The following is a 14189-nucleotide window of genomic DNA, read 5'->3' as shown; positions in this document are numbered from 1 at the left end:
GGAAGGGCGGGAAATTTTTGGATGATTAATACAGTAATGCAAATTAGTAAGACTGTGACTTCACAAACAGGTCAAAATACGCAACAGAATAAAAAGTGGTTTATAAACTTTCAATAATAAAGTGTGAGGGGGTAATTGATGGCAGAGTCTGAAGTTGATGCAAATTCAGGTGTTGAGGCGTTATTAGGTTTTGAATTTCAGAGAAATTGCTCGCTATTAGTGTTATTAGACAATTACTCTGAATTTGAGAAAAAAGATTATTTTCTATCAATTGAACATTTTGATGATTTCCTTTTTTGTTTTAAAAATTTAGGTAGTAATGAAGTTGAGCATATAAAAAGTTATCAAGCTAAGAAGTTGACTGATCCTAAATGGACAATAAGTGCTTTATCAAATCCACTAGGTAAGATGCTTGATGTTGGTCAGGCTATTCTGAAGGATACAATACTTAAATCTTCAGATTTCAAAATTGAATCAATATTTATATCAAATTGTACGATAGAGTTGAAATCTGACAATATAAACAAAGATATACCTTCAGAAAAAGCAAAATATATAACAACCACAGTTAAAGAAAATAATACATATGTTAGTTTTTTAGAGTTAGATGATCTTCTGAAAACTAAAATAAAGAATTGTGTTAGTAATGATAATAAGTTGTATGGCGACGCAGAATTTGATGTATTAGCTTACGAGTGGATTGATTTACCAAAAACAGCTAAAAATCAGTTAGCTGTCTTGGATAGTAGAATGCGAGATAACTTTAAAGATATACCAGACTCAAAAGCAGCCGTTCAAGTTTTATTGAGCTTATTTAAATCTATAGAATTAGTGTACAACCAAAAAAATAAAATATCTCTTTTAGATAAAAGTAAGATATTAGAAGGTAAAGAAATTAAAAAAGCAGTTAAAACAATAGATTTAGAGCAACGAGCTTTTAAATTTTGGCGTGATAGTGCCCGGGAATTTTGTCCAAAATTACAAATAAGTAAGAGTGTATCCAATAAAGCTGAAGAACATATTGGAATTGCCTTTGAATTATTTAAGGATAAAACTCAAGTTGAATATAAAAAAATATTTGATTTTGTGAAAAATGGTACTTTTGATAATTATACTTACACGGACGAAGACTGCATTAGCTCATTTATTGATGCATATTATGGTTCTCCGATAAAATCAAATTCACTTTCACATGTAAATATAGTTTTTGCAATTGTATGTGCTTATGTACAAACAAGAGATATTAAACAATGAAAACAATAAGATATAACGATTTTTTTGTATTTAATAGAATTAATGGTGATGCATTTAAAGAGGTTTTTAGCTCTGGTGTGAATATTATTAGTGGTCGAAATACATCAGGAAAGAGTACTTTAATTCAAAGCTTGCTATATACCTTTGGTATTAATGATGAAAAAGAAAACTTACAAGATATTATTGATGAATACACTGTATTTTCCCTAAATTTTGATTTGATTGAAGATAGTGTTGTGAGCAAGTATTCGATTATTCGAGAGGCAGATTCTATATATATAAAAATACCAAATGGAAAAATTGAAAGATTTGAAGGGCTAGGCGCTAATAATACTATTGAGCATGTTAAATTAAAGAAATATTTGAGTGCTCTACTTGGCTTTACATTAGAATTGGAAACTCAAAGCAGTTTATCTCCCGCATCTTTAGAGGTGTTGTTTCTTCCATATTATGTCTCTCAATCAGTGGGTTGGGTGTATTTAAGAAACTCATTCTCAAATTTAAATTTTTATAAAAATTTTAAACTTGATTATCTTGATTATTGTTTAGGAATAACCAATGATTTTGACAGAGAAAAGCTTATAGAATTAAAATTGAATAAAACCAGTTTAACAAGTGAAATAAAGTCAATAGAAAAGCGGCTTAAAAATGACAAATTTAAAGTAGCTAAGTTATTAGATGAAAAATTTGGAAAAGAAGCTAATGAGTATATAAATAGTTATAATGAAGCGTTTAAAAAACTAACAGATGCAAGAAATAGTATAGTTAAGCTATCTAATAAGCAAAGTCTTATGAATGCCCGTTTAAATATATTAAATCAAACAGAACGAAACTTAAAAAAGCAAGAACCGGGCAATGCTCAGTGTCCAGTATGTGATCAAGTAATAACCGATAATGTAAGTAATATTTATGAATATCATCAAAATCTGAATGATACACAAGCCACAAAAGCTGAACAGAAGAAAAAATTAATAGAAACTCAAAAATCGATCAACACTAATTTAAATAAGGTAGTTAAATATACCGATGAAATTAAGAGTAATTATTCTATATTAGAATCCTTTACTTTTAATGGCGTAGACTTTATTGAATGGTTGGATCATAAGACAGATTTGAAGTTATATGAACAAAATAATAATGATTCTTATATTTGTAAAGAGAAACTAGCAAGAAATGAGATATTGTTGAAAGGCTTTAAAACAGAAAAGCAAACTATGAGTGAAAGGAATAAAAAAGATAAAGCGTTTTATAAGCTGTTTAAATTATACCTTGATGAGCTTGACGTTAAGGAGTTCTCGAAATCTAGTTATAAAGACTTGTATAAAATATCATCTTTTCCTGTTCAAGGAGTTGAGTTACATAAAACTATAATGGCTTACCATTTTGCATTTAATAAGCTCATTTCAGAAACAAAGGGTATACATAGACTTCCATTTTTATTAGATGCTATTTTAAAAGAAGATATCGATCAAGAGTGCTTGGATCAGATTTTAACCTTTGTAAATAAACACCGCCCATTAGATACTCAAATGTTTATAACTATGTCAGAGTCTAAAGTAGAAGAAGATACTGGAGATGAAAAGGATAAAAATAAAGCTGTTAATGGTTTAAAAATGAAACAAGTTAACAGTAGTTACTTTGATGATAAAGCAAAAGTGATTTTTATTGGAGGGGGATTATTAAAGCGCCGTTTCTTAAGCGATAGCAAAAATAAATATAAAAATGAGATTAGAACTATTGATGATATAGTCTACTCAGTTTAAGCAAGAGAATAAATGGACAGGTATTAAATTTATCCTGGCCATTTATTTAAATTGCCAATAGTTGAATAAATGGATTTACAAATAAGCTTACGAGTTAGTTTCACATAGTTATTAAAAGAAGCTCATTTTGATTTTGCAGCAAGCCCTATAATTAATGCACCTAATGCTGCACCCGCAACAAAAGTACTTAGGCCAGTATTTGGATCTTTTGCTTTATTCGCGTTACCCCTAGGTGGAATCTTCACACTAATATCTTGCTTCTCTTCTAGTTGATTAATTGTATTTTCTACAGCCGAGACTAAATCTGTAATACTTACACCAATAGCCTTTGCGCAGCCAAACATTTGATCAACTGAAAATGTTGATTTACCAGACTCAAGTCTACTGTAGCTTGCTTGAGATAAGCTTAAAAGTGCAGCGAAGTCACCTTGATCAATCGCGAGTTCTTTGCGTTTATTAGCAATAACAATACCTAAAACTGAAGAAAATGAAGCTAATTTCTGTTCCATAACAGTAACCTTTACTAAAGTAGTTGATTTTAAGTACAAAGTCCGTATATTACGTCTAACCACTTTATTTGCGTTAAACGTATTTAAATGTGTTTTGTAGAGTTTTTTACTCTTTTTAATTATAACTCATAAAGGAAAATTTATGAATCAAATAAAGGTAGGCGATATTTTGTATCGCAGTAAGTTAATAGTTCAGCATGCTGGTGTAATGCTAGATAATGGAAAAGTACTACATAATTCTCCAACGAATGGTGCAGAAATATGTACTTTTAATGAATATGCACAGGGTAAAGTAGTCAAAGTAATTAGTTCTGATTTAGATATTGAGCAACAAAATCAATTTAAACAGAAAGGGGTTTCTTTAGTTGAACAAGCAAAGGAATATGACTTGTTTGATTTTAACTGTGAGCATTTAGTTTCGTTAGTCAAAAGTGGAAAGCCAACTAGCTCTCAACTAAATGGAGCTATAGTTGGAGCTAGTGTAGGAGTGGTAATAGCAAAAAACAGTAAAAACCCTCTTATAACAATTGGATTGTGTTCAGTGGCAGGGTTATTGGCAACAAATTTATTTCGAGAATATAACTACACAGTGAGTTAGTTTTTTCTTGTAGGTTTTGGGTTTTAATTTTAAAACCCAAACTAGAGTGCAGTATCGTTATTATTGTAGTTCGCTTTTTAATTGTGAAAATTCTAATTTTTTACTCTGATACAATTCTTCCTTTTTTACTACAATATTCTTCGCATCACTCAAAACTAGCTTAAAATATTCAAAGCGCTGTAGAGCACTAGTACACATTAACACACCGATATATATACCCGAAATCAATGAGAGACCTATAGTGTAATTGCTACTCATTTGTTCAGTGGTAAAAAATTTATGAGCTGTAAAAAATAGTGCGATTAAGAATGGGACTATACCCAACCTTTCAATAGCGCCTACCATTAAACCTAAGCGTGATTTAATTCTCTGTGAATCATAATTTAATCTATCTATCGCTTGTTGTAGTTGTATGCTTTTAAATGATGTGAGTTTATTAGTTAACTCAACTTGTGGTTCTAGAGCTTGTACAATAGGTTCTAGTATGTCTTTAGTTGGATTTTTTACTGTTCTCCAAACATCCAAGAGTTGTTCATAAATATAAAGTATAAAAAAACATGTCACAAATATTAAAATAAAAGCATTGAATACTTTTTCTAATATTAATGATTCAACACCATCGAAAACTAACAATGCGATCCCAATAATTACACTAATGAATAGAGTTTTGATAAAAGTGGGTATTAGTGATTTGAATAAGGTTAAAAAAAGCGAATCTGAATTCTGCTTATCAACTTCTTCAGTTAATATTTTAAATATATCTAACATTTTTTACCTTATGTATTCTTAACCAACCGCCAATTTAGCTGTTTCATGCCACAAACTTGCTGGCATGGGATGTTCTAATTTCCAAGTTATATTCATCGGCTGTTGGCCTTGGTGTTTTACATAATTCACTGGGCCAAAGTTCATAAAGCCCATAGTACGGCCGTTCTCGTCTTTAGCCTGCTCACGTACAAATAATATAATCTGCTTTTTGTTTTTAATGTGCTCTATGTAGCTTAATCCTTTGCCGTGTTCTGGCCTTGCACTATTTTGTGATTGCCAATGAAATAACGATTCGCTAATAGCGTAGTCGTGATACATGGTAGTTGGGGAAAACTGCTTTTCGCATTTATTCAAGGTAACAAATAATAGCTCTGTTTTGTGTGCTTTTAGTTCTAATACACCTTCGCGTGCAGGTGATTTTTTATCAAATGAACTTACACCAAAAGCAGCTAATATTTGTTCGCGAGTATAACGGGCATGGGTTTTTATAGCGTGCTTTGTTGGCAGCTCTTGCTGGTGGATTTTATCAATTAATAAAGTGAGTACTTCGCTTAGCTCTTGTTGTAATGCCTTATGACTAAGCGCTTTTAAGCTTCGTTCAATTGAGGTGAAACCCAGTTTAGGGCCTGCTTGCTCCCAAAAATTATAGTGGCACATTAGGGCAAAGTTATTTATATGGTTACTGTCTATTTTGTTTGTGGTCTTTGTATTGCTTTTAAGATTTTTTAAATCGAAATTGTTGGCACACAATTGCTGTAAAAACTGTAAATAGCTCACTGAACTACAGCTTAATAAATGGTGATTAATAGCGCGGTAATAGGACTTATTTAAAGTAGTAAATCTTTCCTGTTCGGCTAGGTTTATTGTTTCATTTTGGCCATTTTTAGCTGCTTGGCTGAGTACTGCCCAACCGCCCATTTTGTTTAATTTTATTTTATATAAATCTTCTAAACTGATATTTGGATTAATGTGTAAAAAGTTGGTTAAGGTTAAAGGTAAATGACTTTGCAGGCTAAAGTTGTTGATTAAGCTTAATAGTTTATTTTTATTGAGCATGGCCTTGCGAATATTGCTCAAAATCATTTCTTGGGTGTGTTCTTCAAGTTCTATTCGGCAACCAAGTGGTAAATTGGGAAAGTCGTTATTTATTTCTTCTTTTATCGATTTATTGGTTTTACCTACTAAGGCTCTAAATTTTTGGCTAAAGTCGTATTCTGGTCGAGAATTACCCACAAAATCTAAAATGGTACAGCACTCTTTGCCTTCAATTAAACGCAAACCTCGTCCAAGTTGCTGTAAGAATATGGTTAAACTTTCGGTTGGGCGTAAAAATAGTAGGGTATCTACTTCTGGTATATCTACACCTTCGTTAAAAATATCAACGACAAATAATATATTGATTTGTTTGCTGCGTAGCTGTTGTTGTTTTATATCGCGATCTTTACTGTTATCACTGGTTAATACATCACACTTAATGCCTTTTAATAAGCATTTTTTCATCATGTAATTGGCATGTTCTTTACTGACACAAAAAGCCAATGCGCGCATTTGGTTTACGTTGGTGATGATTTCGTTAAGGCTGTTTAATATGCGTTTTACCCTTTGATCGCTATGGGTATAAACATGGGTAAGTTCGCTTACATCGTAACGGCCTTGTTTCCAAGTGATTTTGCTAAGATCTGTTTCGTCATCAATGCCAAAATATTGAAATGGCGACAGATACCTGCGATTTATCGCTTCAGGCAGTCGTAACTCTGCGGCTATCACACCACAAAAATCATCGAGAATATCTGTGCCGTCATGCCTTTCGGGTGTGGCGGTTAAACCTAACAGTATTTTTGCTTTAAAACGTTTTAATAAACCGCGATAACTATTGGCCGCAATATGGTGTACTTCGTCGATCACTATGTAATCAAAGTAATCGTTACCCAATGGTAAGGTATTGAGTTGATTGTTGATGCTTTGAATAGAAGCGAATAAATGTTTGTACTGTGTGGGTTTGTGATTACCGACCCAAAGCTCACCAAAACTGCTGTTTTTAAGCACTCCACGATAGGCACTTTGTGCTTGTTTTAAAATCTCTTGTCTGTGAGCTATAAATAAAAAGTTTGCATGTGGGTTTTGTTGATAAAAACGCGCAAAGTCAAAAGCTGAAATTATAGTTTTACCTGTGCCAGTGGCTGCTACTACTAAGTTTTTATATCGCTTATGTAAATGACGTTCGGTTTGAAGTTGTTCTAGTATTTCTTGCTGATGGGGGAAAGGTTTAACTTCAAAATAATAATTGTTATTGTCACTAAAGCTGCCTTTTGCTTCGCTTAGTGCGTTATGTAATTTTGTTTTACTTTCTGCATTGCCATTAAATAGTTCAAAGTCGTTCGATTGCCAGTAGGTTTCAAATGTACTGAGCGATTTATTTATTATGTGCGGGATTTCTTGAGAGGTAATTTTTAAATTCCACTCAAGTCCATTGGTTAATGCTGAATGTGATAAGTTTGATGACCCTATATAACCAGTATGATATTGGGTATTGCGCATAAATAAATATGATTTTGCATGTAGGCGTTCGCGCTGGGTATTGTAACTGAGTTTTACTTGGGTATTTGGTAGTGATGCTAAAAACTCAACGGCCTTGGCATCGGTTGCACCCATATAAGAGGTAGTAATGATTTTTAGCTGTTTACCGCTGCGGGTGAATTCTTCTAGTTCTTTTTTGAATATACGAATGCCAGCCCATTTTATAAATGAGACTAACCAATAAATTTTATCAGCAGATTTTATTTCGCGTTTTAGTTCTGTTTCGAGTGATATTCCCGCATTACTGCCACAAAACAGCTCACTTTGAGTAAGACCAGTGAGGGGAAATATCGCTTCGGTATATTTAGGTAAATCAGCAGCAATTGGATTGTTTTTATCAAATAGGGCTGTGAGTATTTTACCTTGGTTATCGAGTAGGTTTTCGTTAATAAAGTTATCATCTTTAATATGATCTTTTAACCAAAAAACTAGATCATTGGCTAATGTGATTTGTTTTTGTAATCGCTCATCGGAATTAGGTACGGCATCAATGGCAAACTCCACTACTCGGGTTAAAAAGCGTGATAACCAAGTAGACGCTTCAGAAGGTTCTAATTGCCTTTCACCCACATAAAACAACTCTCGATTTAGGTTTGTTTCAACAATTTGAGTTATGAGTTGTTCGTAAATGCCGACTTGATCCATAAGTTACTGCTTTTTGTTTTGTAAAATTTATTTTTTGTAAATATATCAGATGGTAAGCGCTGTTTATATGATATAAATAAGTTTATCTTCGATTTTTAAATAAAAGGATTTTTTGTGGAGTTTATAGACTTTAAATTAGTATCTGCGCTTATTAGTATTATTCTTTTTGGAATTGGATTTCCATTTATGTTGTCGAGGTGGAAGGTTTCAAGTATTCAACTAAATTCAATTAACTTAGAGTTTTATGAAAAGTTAAAAGAGTTATGTGGAACTAATGCCAAGAATAATTTACCAACATTGCTAGTCGCAATTCAAGATTATGCTAAATGTGAATTAAAACCATTTGAAATTGAATGGTTCATCCATATACCGGGAGCATTTAGGCTACTAAAGAAATTTGGGAGTTGTAAAAAATTTATAGAAGTTGATAAGGAATTGAACTTATTAAGATTAAAAGATAAATACTCTACTAAAAAGAATCGTATGATTGAACGAGGTAAAGTATTTTTTATATATTGTTTATTAGGAACTTTAGGTGGTTTAGGACTTTTTAGTTCATCTTTAATGTATTCACTTTTTGGCGTTTTAACTACTATTTTCGCTATTATCGGTTCAATATTTTGTATCATTTTGGCCTTGTTTTTCTTAAGAGAAATGACAAAAGTAGATGATGCAGTACGTTTAGTTAATGATAATATTTACAGTTTTAATTAAACAATGAAGCTAGATTATGAGACTTTGAATCTAACTTCATTTAAATTAGCACTTTATATAATCGATAAACGTATCAATAGTACCAAATACATTGATTTTTTTATTTTTGGTTTTTTCAGCATTATCAAGTAGCCATTTAAAAGCCTCTTTTTTATAACCATTACCTTCAAAAACTAAAATAGCTTTTTTTTCAGGGGCATTCTTTAAGGATTCTAAAAAAAATGGAAATTTTTGATCGACAGATCCTGACTGTACTTGTCTGTGAGCTTCAATTCTTAATAAACCATGTATGTTATGGTTTAGTAGGAATGCACTATGTCTTTTTGAATCATACATATCTTTATATTGCGCACGTTTCTTAAATTGATTTTTATCAGGATTATTATTATCAGTTTCTATAAAACCTAATGTTATTAATAGCTCTTCTAAGTCTTTACAAAATCTACTATTTGATTCTTTAGGCGTTTCTTTGTTTTGCTTTTGACTGGGGATTTCATTAAATAATGCGAGTTGTTTGTCCATTTTATTTTCCATCATAATAAATGAACAAAAATAGTACAGGTTAATCTTAAATAGGTACAGATGGAATGTGTAAAAAGATCATATTGTTTGATATATATCATTTAGTTGTCGACTGTTTTGTACAAATTTATCGAGCGTAGTAAATTAGAATTTAATTTTTTGTCTTTTTAGCTTAATAAGCTTTAAGTGAGTTAATTCGCTTGTTTGCTCGTATCTGTTTTGTGTACAATATGCGTAAGTGAATATTATAAAGGTTATATCAGGAGTGACATTTTTATTAATTCCTATCTCGTTGTTTATTATTGTCTATTACGTATATGTTTCAGGTGATCCTACATCTCGTTTATCTATTATCACACCGTCTTTATGCGTTACTGTAGGTATATTTTTTACTTTTTTAGGTATTGCCATTTCACTAAATTCATTAGATGAAACTGCAACTAGTCAACACGCTTTTGATGCATTGTTAATGGGTTTGAAAAGTGCTTTTTGGTCTAGTGTATTTGGCCTAGCAGGCTCTATATTATGTAAGATGCGCTTGGCTAAACGACTACCTGATCCTTATGATGAATATGCCAAACAGACCAATAATATAGTTGCGGCTGTTCGTGAAAATACTAACAACGTGGTTTATGCGGTAAATGATAATAGTAAAACGGTTGCAAGGTTGTTGTCAGAACAATTGCTAAAAGACTCTAAAAATATTAGCCAGCAATTTAATGAAAAAACGGATCATGTGCTTAACCAGTTTGCTAATAGTATTAGTACGTTAATAAAACAGTCTAATACGTTATTGATAGATACAAATGACTCTGTAAGTAAAAATCAAACATTATTGTCGTCAATGGTGACTACAACGCAAGATATAAATAGTAGTAATATTCAAGCTATGAAAGACTTTTCTAATCTATTACATAAGTGTTCTTCTCATTTTAAGACAATATTAGAAAATTCAAATGAATCGATAGTGGACCTTAAGCAACAAAGTGAATATTTGCGTGAAAGCTTATCTAGTGCTTCAAATTCAATTGTAAATGACTTTAAAAGCGCTCAGCAACTTTATCAGTCTTTGAGTAAAGATATTAAACAGGTTCAACCTTCAATGAAGTCGCTGTCAAATTTAGTAAGTGATTTGCAAGTTATTCAACAAACTGTAGAGAAAGACCATAAAAGCAATGTTGCGGCAGCTGTTGTTGACTTTAAAGTACAATTTCAAAATGTCAGTAAAGCGTTTGATGAATTGAATCAATCACAAATTAAACAAGCGCATACGTTTTTTGAAAAACTAGATTTATCGGTTGAGCAAGGTCTACAAGAAGTTGCAATGGTTTATACAACTGGGTTGGCAAGTATTTTGGAAGATAAACAAAAAGAGTTATTGTTAGCTAAAAAGCATAGCTCTGAGCCTACATTAGATGAAGTGAGCTAATAATGTTGTTTAATACACAAGATGCTGAAGAATCTGGGCTAGCAATTTCTGATTTAATGACCGCACTAATGGCACTTTTTTTACTGGGTACTTTATTAGCAATTGAAAAGCGTGATTTTATTAGTCAGCATATAGGCAACTCACAAGTTATTTCTCCTCAAAAGTATTCTAAAGTCGAACAAGTGCTGTATTCACATATAAATGGTTTAGCTAAGCAAGATAATAGTCTGCAATGGGATCAACAACGTAATACATTAACAGCTTGGTTTAAGTTTGACAGCGGAGAATCCATGTTGTCAGAACAAGCTAAAAAAACATTAAACAGTATTTGTCCAAAATTAATTGAGATGGTTAGGCATAAAAAAAACCAAATTGATAAAATTGTCATTCGTGGTCATACAGACGATGGTTGGAGTGGAAAAGGCAACGCATTTGTTGGCAATATGCGGGTTTCATATGAGCGAGCAATGAACGCTATGGATCATTGTTTACAATCGTTAGATAAAAAAGAAACAGCTGTAGCTACTAAGTTTGTAGCTCAAGGTTTTTCTTTCTCACAGAAGGATAATGAAATAACAAAGGGAAAAGAACATTTACAGCGACGTGTAGAGATTTTATTTAAATATAAACATGAGACGGATTAATTACTTTGGTAGCATTTACTGGATTTCGTTCGTCGTGGTTGGTTCAACTGAGTAATGTTGAAAACGAATTTGAGCATGAAATATTATTTAAATATAAAAATATCAATGGATTAGCAATAAGTGGCACACCAGTTTTTGCATACCAAAAGGTGCTAAAAAAATCAACTTATGATGAAATAACGCACGACAATGCGATAACAAAAACACATAAAGTACATTTAACATATTGTCAAAAAATAAAGGATGCACCTGGTAAGTATCATGTAACGAGTCGAGCTGATGGATTTTTTAAAGTAAATATAAAATCAAGTCAAAAAGTTATTGGTAAGGATGAGATTTTACTTCCTATGGGCGCATGCCAATTTTGTATCAGAGAATTGTTTCCTGATTTTTTACCTCCACTAGGGCAAGACTCTGAAAAATGTACTGAATTGGCAAATAACTTTAATTATGCTGATTTTATTTTTGAAGGAAGATTGTTAAGTAATATTGCATTTAATGAATATGGTGCATTGAATCGGTTTGTGGGTGAGAGAGATTGGTATCAATTCAGCAGAGATCTACGCGCTAAAAATAATTGGAATTGTGAAGATTGTGGTATAAATCTTTTGAAATACAAACATTTTTTGCATGTTCATCATATTAATCATAGTCATTACTGGAATACTCCGGCAAATTGTAGGGTATTGTGTATTAGCTGCCATGCTGAACAACCTAACCATGCACATATGAAGGGTGACAAAAGTTATGAGCAATTTATAACACAATTTAAAAATAAATAACCTTACTAAAATTAGTTAATTTAAATAGTTACTAGGTGGGAAGGTAAATCACTTATTTAATTTGTTTTAAAAATTAACTTTCAACTTTATTTTAAAATTAAATCAAAAGTCTATGACTTTTATAATCACAAAATATAATATTGCTATAAATAGCATCAAGGAATGAAAATGGCTAAATTTTTAAACACTAGCGCAACAAATTATTATTTAGAAGAATTAATTAAAAATGCTTCAGATCGTCTTATTCTTATTAGCCCATTCTTAAAATTAAACGATCGTATAAAAGAGCTGTTAGAAGATAAAGACCGGCTAAAAATAGATGTTCGTATTGTTTATGGTAAAAGTGAGCTTCAACCAGAAGAGATCAATTGGTTAAAAGAGCTAAGCTTTGTACGTACCAGCTTTTGTAAAAATCTGCACGCTAAATGTTACATGAATGAATCTAGCTGTATTATTAGCAGTTTAAATCTATATGAATTCAGCCAAGTTAATAATAATGAAATGGGTGTATTTATATCTCGTGATGATGATGCACAAATGTATCGTGATGCTTACGATGAAGCACAACGTATCATACGTATTAGTGATGAAGTTCGAATTTCAATGGAAAAAGTTGAAACAACAGTAGTTGAAACAAAAACTGAACGTAAAAGCGAATCTGAAAAATTAACATCTTCTAAAGTAGCAAAAAAACTCGGTTTAAAAACAGCTGAATTGATTGATAAGTTAACACAAAATGGCATTTTATCACTCGTTGATGATAAACATGCTTTAACAACCAAAGGTGAAAAAATTGGTGGTGAAGCCAAACATAGTAAACGATTTGGCGCTTATTTTATTTGGCCTGAAGATTTAAGTCTTTAGTAAATTTGAATCTTTTTTAGAAATTATATGTGAGAAATAAATACAGATGAAATGGATTTTAACATTTATATTTATAACAAGCCTGAATGTATTTGCTGTTGAGCAACAAAGTGAAGGTACTTGTTTATTGTTAAAGCAGCAAATTGCTCAATATAGCAACAATAAAACACATAAAAATTACCGAGAATCTAAACGTATGGTTGATACTGCTTGTATTAACCCTAAAAAAGCTAAATCCAGTAATTATATTGTTAGTGAAACACAAAAATTTTCAGCTCCAAAAATTAAAGGGTTAATCCCTCAAGTTAAACAATCTAATTCTATTCAAACCTTAAAGCTTAACCAAAAAGTAGCTGATAAAGTTGATATGTTTAGTTTATTCCCTTTTAAAATTTTGATAAGTCTCTTTGTAGTATTTTTGTTATGCATTTCATTCAGTATTTTACTTAGAGTTAATAGTTCAAAAATTAAAGGTATGGTAGCTGAGCGAATCGTAAATCGTAAACTTAACTTATTAAGTAATTGTGATTATAAATGTTATAAAAACCTGATTTTATCTTTAGATGACGGAGATTTAACTGAAGTTGATCATCTAGTTGTTAGCAGGTTTGGAATTTTCGTTATTGAAACTAAAAATTATGCTGGTTGGATTTTTGGTTCAGAAAAACAACCTTTTTGGACACAACAAATATATAAGAAAAAATCGAAATTTCAAAACCCATTACATCAAAACTATAAGCACTGCTTGGCCGTAGGAACCTTATTTGGCTTAGCTAAAAACATAGAATCAGTTGTTGTTTTTACCGAACGATCTGAGTTTAAAACTAAACTGCCTATTAATGTTATAAAATTACGTGACTTAATAAGATATATAGAATCTTTTCAAACGCATCAATTTGGTATTGAAGAAGTAATAGAGTTTGATGAATTGCTAAAATACAATATTGCTAACACTAGTAGAGATGATAGAAAGCAACATTTAAATTTAGTTAAAAAGAGAAGGGTAGAGCCTAAAGTATATCTGTGAAAATGAAAAAAATTTCGATTTTGAACGTATGGAAAACTAGACAGTCAAACTTTCTTATTGATATATAAGCTAAACTCAAACTTTTAGTCTGAA

At 31.4% G+C, this 14189-nt stretch carries 13 protein-coding genes; 9 read left to right on the top strand and 4 right to left on the bottom strand.

All coding sequences use genetic code 11. The features are described 5' to 3' along the window. Positions 1-138: 138 nt before the first annotated feature. Both CJF42_RS16285 and CJF42_RS16280 read left to right on the top strand, forming a co-directional pair. Positions 139-1254: a hypothetical protein gene (locus CJF42_RS16285; protein ID WP_095367707.1), complete on the top strand. Its 1116-nt coding sequence runs from the start codon at positions 139-141 to the stop codon at positions 1252-1254. Further along, positions 1251-3017 (top strand): hypothetical protein, encoded by a 1767-nt coding sequence (locus tag CJF42_RS16280; RefSeq protein ID WP_095367706.1) that lies wholly within the window; start codon positions 1251-1253, stop codon positions 3015-3017. Before CJF42_RS16285 ends, CJF42_RS16280 begins: the two co-directional genes overlap by 4 nt. 122 nt (positions 3018-3139) lie before the next feature. Here CJF42_RS16280 and CJF42_RS16275 read toward each other — a convergent pair whose 3' ends face one another. Further along, entirely contained in the window at positions 3140-3526 is a 387-nt protein-coding gene (locus tag CJF42_RS16275) for a helix-turn-helix domain-containing protein (protein WP_095367705.1), read from the bottom strand. A 142-nt stretch (positions 3527-3668) separates the two neighbouring features. On the opposite strand from CJF42_RS16275, the gene CJF42_RS16270 reads away from it, so the two are divergent. Further along, positions 3669-4124 (top strand): C40 family peptidase, encoded by a 456-nt coding sequence (locus CJF42_RS16270; protein ID WP_095367704.1) that lies wholly within the window; start codon positions 3669-3671, stop codon positions 4122-4124. A gap of 60 nt (positions 4125-4184) precedes the next feature. On the opposite strand, the gene CJF42_RS16265 is transcribed toward CJF42_RS16270, so the two are convergent. Further along, positions 4185-4892, bottom strand: coding sequence for a hypothetical protein (locus CJF42_RS16265; RefSeq protein ID WP_095367703.1), 708 nt, complete (start codon positions 4890-4892; stop codon positions 4185-4187). An 18-nt stretch (positions 4893-4910) separates the two neighbouring features. Beyond that, positions 4911-8114, bottom strand: coding sequence for a DUF3427 domain-containing protein (locus tag CJF42_RS16260; protein ID WP_095367702.1), 3204 nt, complete (start codon positions 8112-8114; stop codon positions 4911-4913). Between the two features lie 114 nt (positions 8115-8228). On the opposite strand from CJF42_RS16260, the gene CJF42_RS16255 reads away from it, so the two are divergent. Further along, positions 8229-8828 carry a hypothetical protein gene (locus tag CJF42_RS16255; protein WP_095367701.1) on the top strand — a complete coding sequence of 200 codons (600 nt, stop codon included), beginning with the start codon at positions 8229-8231 and terminating at the stop codon, positions 8826-8828. Between the two features lie 45 nt (positions 8829-8873). Here the strand turns inward: CJF42_RS16255 and CJF42_RS16250 are convergent, their stop codons facing one another. Then, the gene (locus CJF42_RS16250) at positions 8874-9350 is read right to left on the bottom strand and encodes a PD-(D/E)XK nuclease superfamily protein (RefSeq protein ID WP_095367700.1); all 477 of its coding nucleotides are present in this window, start codon (positions 9348-9350) and stop codon (positions 8874-8876) included. Between the two features lie 265 nt (positions 9351-9615). Between CJF42_RS16250 and CJF42_RS16245 the strand changes: the two genes are divergently transcribed. The 5 genes from CJF42_RS16245 (at position 9616) to CJF42_RS16225 (ending at position 14096) form a co-directional block, all read left to right on the top strand. Beyond that, positions 9616-10779 carry a hypothetical protein gene (locus CJF42_RS16245; RefSeq protein WP_141235579.1) on the top strand — a complete coding sequence of 388 codons (1164 nt, stop codon included), beginning with the start codon at positions 9616-9618 and terminating at the stop codon, positions 10777-10779. A gap of 2 nt (positions 10780-10781) precedes the next feature. Continuing rightward, positions 10782-11423: an OmpA family protein gene (locus CJF42_RS16240; RefSeq protein ID WP_095367698.1), complete on the top strand. Its 642-nt coding sequence runs from the start codon at positions 10782-10784 to the stop codon at positions 11421-11423. A 5-nt stretch (positions 11424-11428) separates the two neighbouring features. After that, positions 11429-12205: an HNH endonuclease gene (locus CJF42_RS16235; RefSeq protein WP_095367697.1), complete on the top strand. Its 777-nt coding sequence runs from the start codon at positions 11429-11431 to the stop codon at positions 12203-12205. 168 nt (positions 12206-12373) lie between these two features. Then, positions 12374-13069: a phospholipase D family protein gene (locus CJF42_RS16230; RefSeq protein WP_095367696.1), complete on the top strand. Its 696-nt coding sequence runs from the start codon at positions 12374-12376 to the stop codon at positions 13067-13069. 46 nt (positions 13070-13115) lie between these two features. Continuing rightward, positions 13116-14096, top strand: coding sequence for a nuclease-related domain-containing protein (locus tag CJF42_RS16225; RefSeq protein WP_095367695.1), 981 nt, complete (start codon positions 13116-13118; stop codon positions 14094-14096). Positions 14097-14189 lie beyond the last annotated feature (93 nt).

Source organism: Pseudoalteromonas sp. NBT06-2, assembly GCF_002276045.1.
GTDB lineage: Bacteria > Pseudomonadota > Gammaproteobacteria > Enterobacterales > Alteromonadaceae > Pseudoalteromonas.
This window is presented reverse-complemented; position numbering and strand designations above follow the sequence as displayed.

Bases quoted from the DNA above. Each gene is read 5' to 3' on its own strand.
- CJF42_RS16260 (WP_095367702.1), bottom strand. From the start codon at position 8,114: ATGGATCAAGTCGGCATTTACGAACAACTCATAACTCAAATTGTTGAA.
- CJF42_RS16280 (WP_095367706.1), top strand. From the start codon at position 1,251: ATGAAAACAATAAGATATAACGATTTTTTTGTATTTAATAGAATTAAT.
- CJF42_RS16250 (WP_095367700.1), bottom strand. From the start codon at position 9,350: ATGGACAAACAACTCGCATTATTTAATGAAATCCCCAGTCAAAAGCAA.
- CJF42_RS16275 (WP_095367705.1), bottom strand. From the start codon at position 3,526: ATGGAACAGAAATTAGCTTCATTTTCTTCAGTTTTAGGTATTGTTATT.
- CJF42_RS16230 (WP_095367696.1), top strand. From the start codon at position 12,374: ATGGCTAAATTTTTAAACACTAGCGCAACAAATTATTATTTAGAAGAA.
- CJF42_RS16225 (WP_095367695.1), top strand. From the start codon at position 13,116: ATGAAATGGATTTTAACATTTATATTTATAACAAGCCTGAATGTATTT.
- CJF42_RS16285 (WP_095367707.1), top strand. From the start codon at position 139: ATGGCAGAGTCTGAAGTTGATGCAAATTCAGGTGTTGAGGCGTTATTA.
- CJF42_RS16265 (WP_095367703.1), bottom strand. From the start codon at position 4,892: ATGTTAGATATATTTAAAATATTAACTGAAGAAGTTGATAAGCAGAAT.
- CJF42_RS16240 (WP_095367698.1), top strand. From the start codon at position 10,782: ATGTTGTTTAATACACAAGATGCTGAAGAATCTGGGCTAGCAATTTCT.
- CJF42_RS16270 (WP_095367704.1), top strand. From the start codon at position 3,669: ATGAATCAAATAAAGGTAGGCGATATTTTGTATCGCAGTAAGTTAATA.